We start from the raw sequence: 13,065 nt of genomic DNA, 5'->3' as shown, positions 1-13,065 counted from the left end.
GTTCTCCCCCGGGATCGCGGGACTGGATAGGTGCGGCAATTATGCGGGGGGACAGCGCAAAGAGAAACCGGCGAACCGGACGCAGTTCACAACTTGCGGTGGTTATCGGACCGCCGCGTATTCGTGTCCGCACGCCAGGCAATGACTCAGCCACTCGCCCAGGAACAGATTGAGCTGGGCCTTCTCGTCCGGCTGATGCATGGCCGCATTCGGGTAAGGATAGACGCCGCGAAACCGTCGCGCATGCTCGGCGCTGATCACCTCGGCCATGCGTGCGTCGTGATAGACCTGCACTTCCAGTTGCGGCACCGGCAGCCACGGCAGGCTGTGTTCCTGACGCACCTGCAGGGTCGTGGTGTAAGGACAGGCCTGCAGCACTTCCAGGGTCAGTACGCCGAGCATCTGGTCGCCCTGGGTCACGGCGATACGCCGGGCCTCGGGGTCGCTGCGCATGTCCGGCAACAGTCGCATCAGGCGCGCGTAGTTCGCCTCGCACGCGGCTTGCAGGCCCACGAGGTCGACGCGGTAGCGATCGCGCAGCTTGTTTACGACCATAGCCCCCTCACTTCGGCGCGATTGAGCGCCAGCCACTGCAAGGCGATGATGCTCGCCGCATTGGCAATCCGTCCGTCACGTACGGCCTGCAGGGCATCTTCAAAAGCCCAGACCGTGACGCGAATATCTTCAGCTTCTTCCTCCAGCCCATGCAGGCCGCCCGCGCCTTCGGTGCTGCAACGCCCCAGATACAAATGCACGAATTCGTTGCTGCCGCCCGGCGATGGAAAGTATTTGGTCATCGGCCACAGGGCCTTGATGTCCAGCCCAGCTTCCTCCTGTGCCTCGCGGTGAGCAACTTCTTCCGGCTGTTCGTCCTTGTCGATCAGACCGGCGACCAGCTCCACCAGCCACGGGTTATCGGCCTTGCCCATCGCGCCGACGCGAAACTGCTCGATCAGCACCACTTCATCGCGCTGCGGGTCGTAGGGCAGCATGCACACGGCATCGTGGCGCACGAACACTTCACGATTGATTTCGCGGCTCATGCCACCGGCGAACAGTTCGTGGCGCAAGTGCAGACGGTCGAGCTTGTAGAAGCCCTTGTAGCACTGCTCGCGTCGCACGATATCGACGGCGGACGGAATGGCTTTGGCAAAATCGGTCATGAGCATCCTCTTTACTGCAAATCCAATACGAGGCGCCTTACCTGCGACCTCGACTTCGCGCCATCCTAACGCGCCGGTGACGTTTGATGCAGCCCCTTTACTGTCAGCGGGATGGACGGTGGAGGCGAAACCCACTCTAATTAGCTTAGTGGCGAACTGACCGCTTCGTTGAGAGTCGAAGCGGTAACTTTTTGCCTTCCCCTGCTTCAGAAAGGACGCCCATGTCGCTTTTCAAAATCGCCTCCGTGGCCGCCATCGCCCTGACCCTGGGCGCCTGCGCCAGCCTGTTCCAGCCCAACTACCGCACGCCGCTGGAAACCACCCGCGACGCCTCGGAAACGCTTAAACCGGGCTGTTCCAACCCGGACTGCCCGCTGGTGAACATCGATACGTTGCGCTTCCCGGCAGAACCGGCGCTGGACGGCATCATCGAAAAACGCCTGCTGCAGATGACCCGCACCGCACCGAACGCCCCGGTGGCGCCGACGCTGGCAGCGTATCGCGAGCAGTTCCTGGCCAACGCCGGCCCGCGCAACAGCAGCTATTTGCAGGCGAAAGTACGCGAGCAGCATGACGGTCTGGTGATCATCGAAACGTCGAGCTACCTGGACATCGGCGGCGCCCATGGCACACCGGGCCGCGGTTTCATCAACTATTCGCGTCAGCAGCACAAGGTACTGACCCTGGCGGATATGTTGCTGCCAGGTCAGGAAGAGGCATTCTGGAAAGCCGCGCAAGTGGCGCACAACAGCTGGCTGATCAGCACCAAGCTCGATCAGGAACCGGAGTTCGTGAAGAGCTGGCCATTCGTTAAAACCCCGAACGTGGCGCTGACCTACGGCGGCGTGATCCTCAAGTACGACGTGACCACCATCGCGCCTTATGCGCTGGGCCACGTCGAACTGAAGATCCCTTACCCGCGCCTGAACGGCATTCTCAAGCCCGAGCTGTTTCCCGGCCGTAACTGAAAGCCCGACCGAGCACCAGTTGCAGCAGCCCTGCCAGCACCAGCGCCGGCAGGGTCGCGCCGACATCCGGATACAGATTGGCCAGCAAGTGATAGGTGCTGATGCCACCCAGCCAGGCCAATAGTGCCGGCCAGCGCAACGCGGCCGACGCCACCTGGGCACTGCGCTTGCGCAGGATGAAGTGATCCACCAGCACCACGCCGAACAGCGGCGCGAACACCGAACCGATCAACAGCAGGAAGTTCTGGTATTGCGCCAGTGGCGCGAGCAAGGCGATCAGGGTGCAGATCACACCGATGGCCAACGCCAGATGCTCGACTTTCAGACGCAACAGAATCCCGCTGGAAACCGCTGCCGAGTGAATGTCGGCGAAAGCGTTTTCCGACTCGTCCAGCAGAATCAGCAGCAGCGGAATCCCGAGGCCTGCACCGGCCAGCGCCAACAGCAGCGCGTTGACTTCACCGCTCGGCGCGAAGGCCAGGGTGTAGGCGACGCCGAGGCTCATCAGCCAGAAGTTGCCGATGAAGAAACCGATCGCCGTACCGCCGAACACGTTCTTCGCCTTCTTGCCGAAACGCGAGTAGTCGGCAATCAGTGGCAGCCACGACAGCGGCATCGCAATCGCAATGTCGAAGCCCACGGCGAGCGACATCGAGCCATCCCCGGCCTGTGCCCACAAGGCGGCAAGATCGGCCTTGGCGAACAGGTTCCAGGTCAGCCAGATGCACGCGGCCAGAATCAGCCAGATGCCCCATTTGCGCAGGATCTTGCGCACGAACGTCAACGGCCCGCTGATCGCGAGCAAGGTCGCCAATGCACCGAAGCACAGCGTCCACAGCATCGGACTGGCCCACAGCGAGCCTTCGCTGAACGCACGGGTGCCGAGCAGGCTGGTCGCATCGCGCATGACGATGATTTCGAACGAGCCCCATCCGATCAATTGCAGCAGGTTGAGCAACGCCGGCAGGCTCGCGCCTTTGCTGCCGAGGCTGAGTTTCAGCGCAGCCATCGACGACAGGCCGGTGTCGCTGCCGATCACGCCGACGGCAGCCAGCAACAGGACACCGACCAGGGTGCCGAGGAAGATCGCCAGCAGCGATCCCGACAGGCCCAGCCCCGGCGCCAGCAGCGCACCGGTCTGCAAGACCATCAGGCCGATGCCGAGGGAAAACCATAGGGAAAACAGATCGCGACCGCCGAACACACGCTGATTGGCGGGCACGGCGAGGTCGGGGGAATAAGTACCGGGTTGAATGCTCAAGGACGTTTCTCACAGAGAAGCAGAAAAAAGCTGCAAGCTGCAAGCTACAAGTCAGAAGCGATATGCGGACTGCTTCTCCTCTTGTAGCTTGTAGCTTGCCGCTCGTGGCTAGACTTTCTTGTACAGCTGACTGCCTTCCTTCTTGAACCGCTCGGCCTGTTCCGCCAGGCCCTGGGCGACGTCCACGTCGACCGCGTCGATCCGCTGGTTGGCCGCGTATTCGCGGACTTCCTGAGTGATCTTCATCGAGCAGAATTTCGGCCCGCACATCGAACAGAAATGCGCGACCTTCGCCGAGTCCTTCGGCAGGGTTTCATCGTGATACGAACGGGCGGTGTCCGGGTCCAGACCGAGGTTGAACTGGTCTTCCCAGCGGAATTCGAAACGCGCCTTGCTCAAGGCGTTGTCGCGGATCTGCGCGCCCGGATGTCCCTTGGCCAGGTCCGCGGCGTGAGCGGCGATCTTGTAGGTGATGATCCCGGTCTTCACGTCATCCTTGTTCGGCAGACCCAGGTGCTCCTTCGGCGTCACGTAGCAGAGCATCGCGCAACCGAACCAGCCGATCATCGCCGCACCGATACCCGAGGTGATGTGGTCGTAACCCGGTGCGATGTCGGTGGTCAGCGGGCCGAGGGTGTAGAACGGCGCCTCGTCGCAGCATTCCAGCTGCTTGTCCATGTTCTCTTTGATCAACTGCATCGGCACGTGGCCCGGGCCTTCGATCATGCATTGCACGTCGTGCTTCCAGGCGATCTTGGTCAGCTCGCCGAGGGTTTCCAGTTCGCCGAACTGCGCTTCGTCGTTGGCGTCGGCAATCGAGCCCGGACGCAGGCCGTCGCCCAGCGAGAAGCTGACATCGTAGGCCTTCATGATTTCGCAGATTTCGTCGAAGTGGGTGTAGAGGAAGTTCTCTTTGTGGTGCGCCAGGCACCACTTGGCCATGATCGAACCGCCACGGGACACAATGCCGGTCACGCGTTTGGCGGTCAGCGGCACGTAGCGCAGCAACACGCCGGCGTGGATGGTGAAGTAGTCGACGCCCTGCTCGGCCTGCTCGATCAGCGTGTCGCGGAACAGCTCCCAGGTCAGGTCTTCGGCGACGCCATTCACTTTTTCCAGTGCCTGATAAATCGGCACGGTGCCGATCGGAACCGGCGAGTTGCGGATGATCCACTCGCGGGTTTCGTGAATGTGTTTGCCGGTGGACAAGTCCATCACGGTGTCCGAGCCCCAGCGAATGCCCCAGGTCAGTTTCGCCACTTCTTCTTCGATGGACGAACCCAGCGCGCTGTTGCCGATGTTGCCGTTGATCTTCACCAGGAAGTTACGGCCGATGATCATCGGTTCCAGTTCGACGTGGTTGATGTTGGCCGGAATGATCGCGCGGCCACGGGCGATTTCTTCGCGGACGAATTCAGGGGTGATTTCTTTCGGGATGCTCGCGCCGAAGCTGTGGCCGGCGTGCTGCTGCTTCAACAGACCGGCAGCGCGGGCCTCTTGCAGCTTCATGTTTTCGCGGATGGCGACGTATTCCATCTCGGCGGTGATGATGCCTTTGCGCGCGTAGTGCATCTGGCTGACGTTGGCCCCGGCCTTGGCGCGGCGCGGGTTGTTGACGTGGGCGAAACGCAGTTTGGTCAGCTCCGGATCGGCCAGGCGCTCCTGACCGAAATTCGAACTCAGGCCTGGCAGGCGCTCGGTGTCGCCACGGTCATCGATCCACGCCGAACGCACGTCGCCCAGACCTTTGCGCACGTCGATCACCACGTTCGGATCGGTGTACGGGCCCGAGGTGTCGTAGACGGTGACCGGCGCGTTGATTTCGCCGCCGAAGTCGGTCGGGGTCACATCAAGGGTGATTTCGCGCATCGGCACGCGGATGTCCGGGCGGGAGCCCTGAACGTAGATTTTTTGCGAACGGGTGAATGGTTGAACCGACTGCTCGTCGACCTTGGCCGAGTCACTCAGGTTGATCGCGTTTTTAGATTTTGTAGTCATCACGGGCTCTCCAGACAGCATCCAGGCAGTGGATTGTCGGAGCAGAACCTGAAAGGCACGGACGCACCAGGACTGGTGCTGTGCATCGTCGTCGAGCGTTCGATTGTCGAACAATATCCCGGACGAAGCACAAGAGGACTCGCCGGGTGACGAGAAATCTTGTTCCCTACGCAGGCGCTAACCTGATCAGGTTCAACGGGATCCGAAATTATTCGATCTCAGCCTCATAGCAAGGCACCCCGACAAGAACCCGGCCAGTCTAGACACAACCGGCAAAGAACGCCAACACCGCGGTAAACACCATGATGAATGGCGCAATTGGCAGATTGTTGCCTGCCGCCTGCGCTACTACACTCGCTACGCCATGCTGCGCCTTGACGCTGCATGGGCCGCGCCTTACCTTTGGCGCCCGGATTACTTCCATAATATTCATGCTAGGGATCGCCTCATGCTGCGCAAACTCTCACTGGCTGTCGCCGTGTCTTGTGCGTCCACCGCAACGGCCTGGGCAGCAGAAGCGCCTTTATCGACCAGGACCGATCTGGTCAGCGTCTATCAGGAAGCCGTCGACAACAACGCCGACCTGGCCGCTGCCCGCGCCCAGTACGGTGCGCAGAAAGAAGTGGTGCCCCAGGCCCGCGCCGGGCTACTGCCGAACCTGTCCGGCGGCGCTGAAGTCGCCAACGTGCGCACTTCGATCGACCAGCCCTCGGCCATCGCCAATCGCAGCGCGCACTCCTATCAGGCGACGCTGGCGCAACCGCTGTTCCGCGCCGACCGCTGGTTCCAGTACCAGGCCGCCAAGGACGTCAACGAGCAGGCCGCGCTGCAACTCTCGGCCACCGAGCAGAACCTGATCCTGCAAACCGCCGAAAGCTACTTCAACGTGCTGCGCAGCCAGGACAACCTGGCCTCGACCAAAGCCGAGGAAGCCGCGTTCAAGCGCCAGCTCGATCAGTCCAATGAGCGCTTCGATGTGGGCCTGTCGGACAAGACCGACGTGCTGCAATCGCAAGCCAGTTACGACACCGCGCGCGCCAACCGGATCGTCGCCCAGCGTCAGGTCGATGATGCGTTCGAAGCGCTGATCACCCTGACCAACCGCCAGTACAACTCGATCCAGGGCATCGTCCACACGTTGCCGATCCTGCCGCCGGCGCCGAACGACGCCAAGGCCTGGGTCGATACCGCCGCGAAACAGAACCTCAATCTGCTGGCCAGCAACTACGCGGTCAGCTCCGCCGAACAGACTTTGAAACAGCGCAAGGCCGGCCACCTGCCGACCCTCGACGCCGTGGCCAAATACGAAAAGGGCGACAACGACGCCCTGGGTTTCTCCAACCCGAATGCGTTCGGTACGCCGTACAGTGGCAATGTCGAGCAGAGCACCGTGGGCTTACAACTGAACATCCCGATCTACAGCGGCGGACTGACCAGCTCGCAAGTGCGCGAGTCGTACTCGCGGCTGGACCAGACCGAACAACAGCGTGAAGGCCTGCGCCGGCAAGTGGTGGAGAACACCCGCAACCTGCACCGCGCGGTGAACACCGACGTCGAGCAGGTGCAGGCGCGCCGCCAGTCGATCATCTCCAACCAGAGCGCAGTGGAAGCCACGGAAATCGGTTACCAGGTAGGTACGCGCAACATCGTCGACGTGCTCGACGCCCAGCGTCAGCTGTACACCTCGGTGCGCAACTACAACAACACCCGCTACGACTACATCCTCGACAATCTGCGCTTGAAGCAGGCGGCGGGGACGTTGAACCCGGGTGATCTGCAGGATCTGACGCGTTATCTGAAAGCCGACTACAACCCGGACAAGGATTTCCTGCCGCCGGATCTGGCCAAGGCTGCGGAAGCGCAGCTCAAGGCCCGGCCTTAAACAAAAAACGCAGCCCTGAGGCTGCGTTTTTTATGGACGGTCGATCAACCTTCCCAGGCCATCGAGCAAGCGTTGCAACGCGCCCTGATTGCGGCGCATCACGCTCAGCCCGGCTTCCGCCATGCGCTGTGCGTCGCGCGGCAACTCGAACAGACGCTGCACTTCTGTCGCCAGACCTTCGGCATCATCCACTTCGGCCAAGGCTCCGGCGCTGCGCAGTTGCGCGGCGATGTCAAGGAAGTTGAACAGGTGCGGGCCGCTGATCACCGGTTTCGCCAGCGCTGCCGGTTCCAGCAGGTTGTGGCCGCCGTTGGGCACCAGGCTGCCGCCGACGAACGCGCTGTCGGCCAGGGCATAGAGAAACAGCAATTCGCCCATGGTGTCGCCGAGCAGCACCGACGTTGCAGCATCGACGCTCGCGCCGGTCGAACGACGCACCGTGGCAAAGCCTTCACGCTGGCACAACTCGAACACCGAGTTGAAACGCTCCGGATGGCGCGGCACCAGAATCAGCAGCGCATCGGGATGGTTGGCCAGCAAACGGCGATGGGCATTCAGCACCACTTCGTCTTCGCCTTCATGGGTGCTGGCGGCGATCCATACCGGTCGCTCCAGCGCCTGCCATTGGCCGCGCAGTTCAGCAGCGCGTTGCAGCAGCTGCGGGTCGATGGTCAGGTCGAACTTGATTGAGCCGGTGACTTCGACTGTCTCCGCACGCGCGCCGAGATCGCGGAAGCGCTGGGCTTCGGCTTCGGTCTGCACGGCAAACAGGCTCATCTCGGCGAGCATCGGCGCGGTCAGTTTGCTGAATCGGCCATAGCCTTTGGCCGAACGTTCGGACAGGCGCCCGTTGGCCAGCGCCACCGGAATCCTGCGTTTGGCGCATTGGTGAATGTGGTTGGGCCACAGTTCGGTTTCCATGATCACCGCCAGTTTCGGCTGCACGCGATCCAGAAAACGCCCCGCCGCGCAGGGCAAGTCATACGGCAAATAGCAGTGCTGGATGCGCGGCTCGTTGGCGAACAACGCGTGAATGCGCTCCGAGCCGGTCGGGGTCATGCAAGTCACGGTGATCGGCAGCTGTGGATAACGTTGCAGCAGTGCACGGATCATCGGCGCGGCGGCGATGCTCTCGCCCACCGACACGGCGTGAACCCAGATGCCGCCCGGTTGCAGGGTCGGCATGCCGTAGGAGAATCGTTCGCCAATCCGCTTGGCATACGCCGGTGCCTTGCGCGAGCGCAGCCACAGCCGAATCGCCACCAATGGCAGCCCCAGGTAAAACAGCGCGGTGTAGAGAGTTCTATTCATGGCGGCGGAGTTTATCGGCTTTTGCCGCCGATCGCCCGCAGGTGTATGGCAAATCGCTCCGCCAGCCAACGGGCGGCCGGCCCGAGGGGTTCGTCGCGGCGCCAGACCAGTTCCACCACCAGCGCCGGCGGCGTCCATTCGCTGTCGAGTTCCACCATCAAACCTTGATACGCCGAGTACTGCACCACGTGGCGTGGCAGCCAGGCCCAGCCGAGGTCACGCACCAGCCATTCGGCCATCACGTAGAAACTGTCGGCGCGCCAGACCTGTGGGCTGGCCGGTTCGCTGCCGGGGTAGACGCTGGTCTGAGTCGACATCAGCAGTTGCCGATGCTGAGCAAGCTGCTGGCAGTTGACCCGTGACTGCGCCGCCAGCGGATGATTGACCCCGCAGACGGTGACCATTTCCACACTGCCCAGCACCCGGCGCTCCAGCGCTTCGGGGATTTCGTCGTGATAGAACAGCAGCCCGAGATCGGCCCGGCGCTCCACCAGCTTGCGCGAAACCTCGCCTTGGGCGGCGCTGGTCAGTTGCACCTCAAGACTGGGAAACTGCTCGGCCAGCGCGCCGAAGCTTTCCACCAGCGCCTGATAAGGCATCGCTTCGTCCTGGGCTACCCGCAGTTGCGCTTCCTGCCCGCGCATCATGGCCACGGCCCGACCATTCAGGCGCTCGCACTGACGCAACACTTCACGCGCCTCTTCAAGCAAGGCTTCACCCGTTTCGGTAAGACTCGGCTGGCGACCACTGCTACGCTCGAACAGACTGACACCGAGGTCGTCCTCGAGCATGGCAATCGCGCTGCTGATCGCCGACTGCGCCTTGCGTTGCTGACGCGCCACGGCGGAAAACGAACGCTGTTCGGCCACCGCGACGAACACCCGCAACTGCTCCAGATTCCACTGCATGCTCATCGGCCAACCCATCTTGTAAACAGATAGGTAATGACTTTACCCCATCTGGGGAGTCACTAGAATGCCGCCTCAGAAAGCAACGCTACACACGAGGATTTGAACATGAACGCTTACGTCTACCTGGCCATCGCCATCTGTGCCGAAGTGATCGCGACCGTTTCGATGAAAGCCGTCAAAGGCTTCAGCACGCCATTGCCACTGGTGCTGGTCATCGTCGGCTACGCCATCGCGTTCTGGATGCTGACCCTGGTGGTGCGCAGCGTGCCGGTGGGCGTGGCCTACGCGGTGTGGGCCGGCATGGGTATCGTGATGGTCAGCGTCGCGGCGCTGTTCATCTATGGGCAGAAGCTGGATATCCCGGCGATGCTCGGGATGGCGCTGATCGTGCTCGGCGTGGTGGTGATTCAGCTGTTCTCGAAAACGGCCGGCCATTGATCCTGACATGAGCCCTTGCAGGTACTCGCTCCTGCAAGGGCTCATGCCTTCCCTCTGTTGATCATCGACAAATCCCCTTTTCCCCGAGTCTGTATACTGCGCCCTCGTCTTGAACACTGAGGTCGTTGCATGCCATCTCCAATTTCCACCGACGTGCTGATTGTCGGCGCGGGTGTCGCCGGTCTCTGGCTGAACGCGCGCCTGCGTCGCCAGGGTTTCTCGACCGTGCTGGTGGAAAGCGCCAGCCTCGGCGGCGGGCAGAGTGTGAAGTCCCAGGGCATCATTCACGGCGGCGCCAAGTACGCGCTGCACGGTGCACTGACCGGCGCCTCGGAAGCCATCGCCGACATGCCGCGCCGCTGGCGTGAAGCCCTGGCCGGCAACGGTGAACTGGACCTGACCGGCGTGCGCCTGCTGTCCGAAGCCCATTACCTGTGGTCGCCGGGCACCCTCGCCGGCAACCTCACCAGTTTCTTCGCCAGCAAAGCGGTGCGTGGCCGGGTCGATCAGGTCAAGGGCGATCAACTGCCGCCGGCCCTGCAAGACAAGCGTTTCAAGGGCAAGGTCTACCGCCTCGCCGAACTGGTGATCGACGTGCCGAGCCTGATCCAGCGTCTGGCCGACCTGTCGGGTGACGGTCTGCTCGCCGGCCAGACCATCGAGCCGCTGCTGGAAAGCGGCGTACTGGTTGGCCTGAAAGTCGACGGCCGCGAGATCCGCGCCCAGCGCATCGTCCTCAGTGCCGGTGCCGGTACCGCCGACCTGCTCACTGCTTTGGGCCTGACTCATCCGGCCATGCAACGCCGGCCGCTGCACATGATCATCGCCAAAGGCCCGGGCCTGAAGCCGCTGTACGCGCACTGCCTCGGTGGCGGCACCAAGCCGCGCATCACCGTGACCACCCACCCGGCCGCTGACGGCCAGTGGGTCTGGTATCTGGGCGGCGACATTGCCGAGTCCGAAGGCGTGGCCCGTGAGCCGGCCGAACAGATCGCCACCGCTAAAAAAGAACTTGGCCAGTTGTTGCCATGGATCGACCTGAGCACCGTGCAATGGGCGACCCTGCGCGTCGATCGCGCCGAACCGCTGCAAACCGGTCTTACCCGTCCAGACAACGCCTTCCTCGCTGAAGAAGGTCGCCTGCTGGTCGGCTGGCCAACCAAACTGGCCCTGGCGCCAGACTTCGCTGACCGCGTGATCGCGTCCCTCGAACGCGACGGCATCCAGCCAAGCCACCCGGCTCCGCTGCCCGAGCTGCCAAAACCACCGATGGGTGTTCCCGCCTGGGAGCAACTGCTGCCATGAGCCTGCCGACCCTGCACGATCTGCATCGCCCACTGGGCAGCACCGGCCTGCTGGTTTCGCCACTGGGCCTGGGCACCGTCAAACTCGGCCGCGACCAGGGCGTGAAATACCCCAACGGCTTCCAGATTCCCGACGACGACGCCGCGCGCATGTTGCTCAAGCAGGCGCGGGAGCTGGGCATCAACCTGATCGACACCGCACCGGCCTATGGCCGCAGCGAGGAACGTCTCGGCCCGTTGCTGCGCGGTCAGCGTCAGGACTGGGTGATCGTCAGCAAGGTCGGCGAAGAATTTGTCGACGGCCAGTCGACCCACGACTTCAGCGCCGCTCACACTCGGATGTCGGTGGAGCGCACCCTGCAACGTCTTGAAACCGATTTTATCGACCTGGTGCTGGTGCACTCCGACGGTAACGATCTGGCGATCCTCAACGACAGCGAAGTCTACGCAACCCTCGCGGCACTCAAGGCCGAGGGCAAGATTCGCGGCTTCGGCTTTTCCGGCAAAACCGTCGACGGTGGCCTCAAAGCACTGGAGCAAGGCGACTGTGCGATGGTCACCTACAATTTGAACGAACAAAACGAGAAGGCGGTCATTGACTATGCTGCTGCCCACGGCAAAGCCATTCTGGTGAAAAAGGCACTGGCCAGCGGTCATGTGTGCCTGAGTCCCGGCGTGGATCCGGTGCGCGCCAGCTTCGAGTTGCTGTTCGCCCAGCCCGGCGTGGCCAGTGCCATTGTCGGGACAATCAATCCGCTGCACCTCGCCCATAACGTTGCGACCGTTGCCCAGGTCCTTCGTGGTCACTGACGCCGCCTCGCGGCCTTAAGCAGGAGCCGACATGCCGCGTACGCTCATCAGAAAGAACCCGAGCAACTTCAAGACGCTGCCGCTGTTCGTCGAAGCCACGTCGGAAGGCCTGACCTACCAGAGCGTCGGCATGCCGCTGAATTTCGCCCAGACCCTGCAGCGACGCAAACCGGTCAACGTGGCTGACGCCGAGCGGTTTGCGCTGGAGCTGGCCAACCTCGGCGTCTCGGTGCGCCTGACGCTGCACTGGCAGAATCGCGATTACTGGGTGCTGGTGCGCCAGCGTCGGCAGGATCGCGGCGATGTGGTGCTCAAGCTGATTTCCGGTTACGTGCCGGCCCATGAGCTGAACATTCCGCTGCACACAGCGATCCAGGAGATCGCCGAAGAATGCCTGCTGGAAACCCCGGAAGGCTGGCTCGGCGGGCGCTTCAATGACACCTGGCTGCCGGCGCCGTATGCCTCGGCGCTGCATTATCGCGAGGCTCTGCCCTTTCGCCTGACGCCGCTGTCCGGTTCGGCACGGCCGGTGCGCTGCGCCAATCTGCAATTGCTTGAACGGCCGCGGGCCTACGTGCATTTGCCGACCGCGTCCCTGCAATTGATCTACGACCTGCGGCTGGACGTGCCCAAGGAAGCCAAGAACCTCAGCCTGTTCCATGTCGATGAACGGCTGGAAGGCGATCAACTGGTCGCCCGACTCGACCGCAAGCGCCCCGATCTGTACTTGATGCCGTTGCAGGACGGCGAACCGCTGCCCGAGCTGTACACGCTGAAGAAAGGTCAGTTGTACCCGGCGGGCACTCGCGGTCTGTACCTGGCGGAAAGTTTCGCCCGGCAGGACGGCTGGCTGGTGCGCGACGAGCGTATTCGCTGGAAGGACTGGCTGCGCCAGCAGGGTCTGACCCCACCGCCCAAGGACACCGGGCTGGCGCGCTTGCGCGGCAAGGCCAAGCAACTGCTGAAGAAGATCGTGCCACGCAAGAAAGTGAACTCCTGAACGGCAAAAGACCGCGCCT

General features: G+C 62.6%; 12 protein-coding genes and 1 riboswitch. Of the genes, 6 read left to right on the top strand and 6 right to left on the bottom strand.

The features are described 5' to 3' along the window. Nucleotides 1-102: 102 nt before the first annotated feature. A complete protein-coding gene (locus C1X29_RS04705) occupies nucleotides 103-555 on the bottom strand; it encodes a DUF1249 domain-containing protein (protein ID WP_007952222.1) in 453 nt (150 codons plus the stop codon). Continuing rightward, entirely contained in the window at nucleotides 546-1,163 is a 618-nt protein-coding gene (locus C1X29_RS04700; protein ID WP_102716956.1) for an NUDIX domain-containing protein, read from the bottom strand. The genes C1X29_RS04705 and C1X29_RS04700 overlap by 10 nt, the downstream gene beginning before the upstream one ends. Before the next feature lie 221 nt (nucleotides 1,164-1,384). Between C1X29_RS04700 and C1X29_RS04695 the strand changes: the two genes are divergently transcribed. Then, nucleotides 1,385-2,131, top strand: a complete 747-nt coding sequence (locus C1X29_RS04695; RefSeq protein WP_102716955.1) for an RsiV family protein — start codon at nucleotides 1,385-1,387, stop codon at nucleotides 2,129-2,131. On the opposite strand, the gene cytX is transcribed toward C1X29_RS04695, so the two are convergent. After that, the gene (cytX, locus tag C1X29_RS04690; RefSeq protein ID WP_102716954.1) at nucleotides 2,100-3,392 is read right to left on the bottom strand and encodes a putative hydroxymethylpyrimidine transporter CytX; all 1,293 of its coding nucleotides are present in this window, start codon (nucleotides 3,390-3,392) and stop codon (nucleotides 2,100-2,102) included. The two genes, C1X29_RS04695 and cytX, sit on opposite strands and share 32 nt — an antisense overlap. Nucleotides 3,393-3,500: 108 nt before the next feature. Continuing rightward, the gene (thiC, locus tag C1X29_RS04685; protein WP_102716953.1) at nucleotides 3,501-5,390 is read right to left on the bottom strand and encodes a phosphomethylpyrimidine synthase ThiC; all 1,890 of its coding nucleotides are present in this window, start codon (nucleotides 5,388-5,390) and stop codon (nucleotides 3,501-3,503) included. A gap of 146 nt (nucleotides 5,391-5,536) precedes the next feature. Continuing rightward, a riboswitch (TPP riboswitch) is annotated at nucleotides 5,537-5,642 on the bottom strand. A gap of 196 nt (nucleotides 5,643-5,838) precedes the next feature. On the opposite strand from thiC, the gene C1X29_RS04680 reads away from it, so the two are divergent. Then, the gene (locus tag C1X29_RS04680; protein ID WP_085746481.1) at nucleotides 5,839-7,272 is read left to right on the top strand and encodes a TolC family outer membrane protein; all 1,434 of its coding nucleotides are present in this window, start codon (nucleotides 5,839-5,841) and stop codon (nucleotides 7,270-7,272) included. 30 nt (nucleotides 7,273-7,302) lie between these two features. Here the strand turns inward: C1X29_RS04680 and waaA are convergent, their stop codons facing one another. Then, nucleotides 7,303-8,583: a lipid IV(A) 3-deoxy-D-manno-octulosonic acid transferase gene (gene waaA / locus C1X29_RS04675; protein ID WP_102716952.1), complete on the bottom strand. Its 1,281-nt coding sequence runs from the start codon at nucleotides 8,581-8,583 to the stop codon at nucleotides 7,303-7,305. Nucleotides 8,584-8,594: 11 nt separating this feature from the next. Next, the gene (locus C1X29_RS04670) at nucleotides 8,595-9,497 is read right to left on the bottom strand and encodes a LysR family transcriptional regulator (RefSeq protein ID WP_007952236.1); all 903 of its coding nucleotides are present in this window, start codon (nucleotides 9,495-9,497) and stop codon (nucleotides 8,595-8,597) included. 102 nt (nucleotides 9,498-9,599) lie between these two features. Here C1X29_RS04670 and C1X29_RS04665 point away from each other — a divergent pair, with 102 nt between their 5' ends. From C1X29_RS04665 to C1X29_RS04650, 4 genes are all read left to right on the top strand, one after another. Continuing rightward, nucleotides 9,600-9,932, top strand: coding sequence for a multidrug efflux SMR transporter (locus tag C1X29_RS04665; RefSeq protein ID WP_007952237.1), 333 nt, complete (start codon nucleotides 9,600-9,602; stop codon nucleotides 9,930-9,932). A 129-nt stretch (nucleotides 9,933-10,061) separates the two neighbouring features. Continuing rightward, nucleotides 10,062-11,237, top strand: a complete 1,176-nt coding sequence (locus C1X29_RS04660) for an FAD-binding oxidoreductase (protein WP_102716951.1) — start codon at nucleotides 10,062-10,064, stop codon at nucleotides 11,235-11,237. Then, entirely contained in the window at nucleotides 11,234-12,046 is an 813-nt protein-coding gene (locus C1X29_RS04655) for an aldo/keto reductase (RefSeq protein WP_102686805.1), read from the top strand. Before C1X29_RS04660 ends, C1X29_RS04655 begins: the two co-directional genes overlap by 4 nt. Nucleotides 12,047-12,077: 31 nt before the next feature. Further along, nucleotides 12,078-13,046 (top strand): metal ABC transporter ATPase, encoded by a 969-nt coding sequence (locus C1X29_RS04650; RefSeq protein ID WP_102686806.1) that lies wholly within the window; start codon nucleotides 12,078-12,080, stop codon nucleotides 13,044-13,046. Nucleotides 13,047-13,065: the final 19 nt, after the last annotated feature.

The organism is Pseudomonas sp. GW456-12-10-14-LB2, assembly GCF_002884345.1.
GTDB classification, from domain to species: Bacteria; Pseudomonadota; Gammaproteobacteria; order Pseudomonadales; family Pseudomonadaceae; genus Aquipseudomonas; species Aquipseudomonas paraglycinae.
The sequence above is the reverse complement of the archived record's forward strand: the minus strand, read 5'-3'. Positions and strand labels throughout refer to the sequence as shown.

What these genes read in the sequence shown, in the direction of transcription:
- C1X29_RS04705 (WP_007952222.1), bottom strand. Translation starts at nt 555, where the DNA reads ATGGTCGTAAACAAGCTGCGCGATCGCTACCGCGTCGACCTCGTGGGC.
- C1X29_RS04700 (WP_102716956.1), bottom strand. Translation starts at nt 1,163, where the DNA reads ATGACCGATTTTGCCAAAGCCATTCCGTCCGCCGTCGATATCGTGCGA.
- C1X29_RS04695 (WP_102716955.1), top strand. Translation starts at nt 1,385, where the DNA reads ATGTCGCTTTTCAAAATCGCCTCCGTGGCCGCCATCGCCCTGACCCTG.
- thiC (WP_102716953.1), bottom strand. Translation starts at nt 5,390, where the DNA reads ATGACTACAAAATCTAAAAACGCGATCAACCTGAGTGACTCGGCCAAG.
- C1X29_RS04680 (WP_085746481.1), top strand. Translation starts at nt 5,839, where the DNA reads ATGCTGCGCAAACTCTCACTGGCTGTCGCCGTGTCTTGTGCGTCCACC.
- waaA (WP_102716952.1), bottom strand. Translation starts at nt 8,583, where the DNA reads ATGAATAGAACTCTCTACACCGCGCTGTTTTACCTGGGGCTGCCATTG.
- C1X29_RS04670 (WP_007952236.1), bottom strand. Translation starts at nt 9,497, where the DNA reads ATGAGCATGCAGTGGAATCTGGAGCAGTTGCGGGTGTTCGTCGCGGTG.
- C1X29_RS04665 (WP_007952237.1), top strand. Translation starts at nt 9,600, where the DNA reads ATGAACGCTTACGTCTACCTGGCCATCGCCATCTGTGCCGAAGTGATC.
- C1X29_RS04660 (WP_102716951.1), top strand. Translation starts at nt 10,062, where the DNA reads ATGCCATCTCCAATTTCCACCGACGTGCTGATTGTCGGCGCGGGTGTC.
- C1X29_RS04655 (WP_102686805.1), top strand. Translation starts at nt 11,234, where the DNA reads ATGAGCCTGCCGACCCTGCACGATCTGCATCGCCCACTGGGCAGCACC.
- C1X29_RS04650 (WP_102686806.1), top strand. Translation starts at nt 12,078, where the DNA reads ATGCCGCGTACGCTCATCAGAAAGAACCCGAGCAACTTCAAGACGCTG.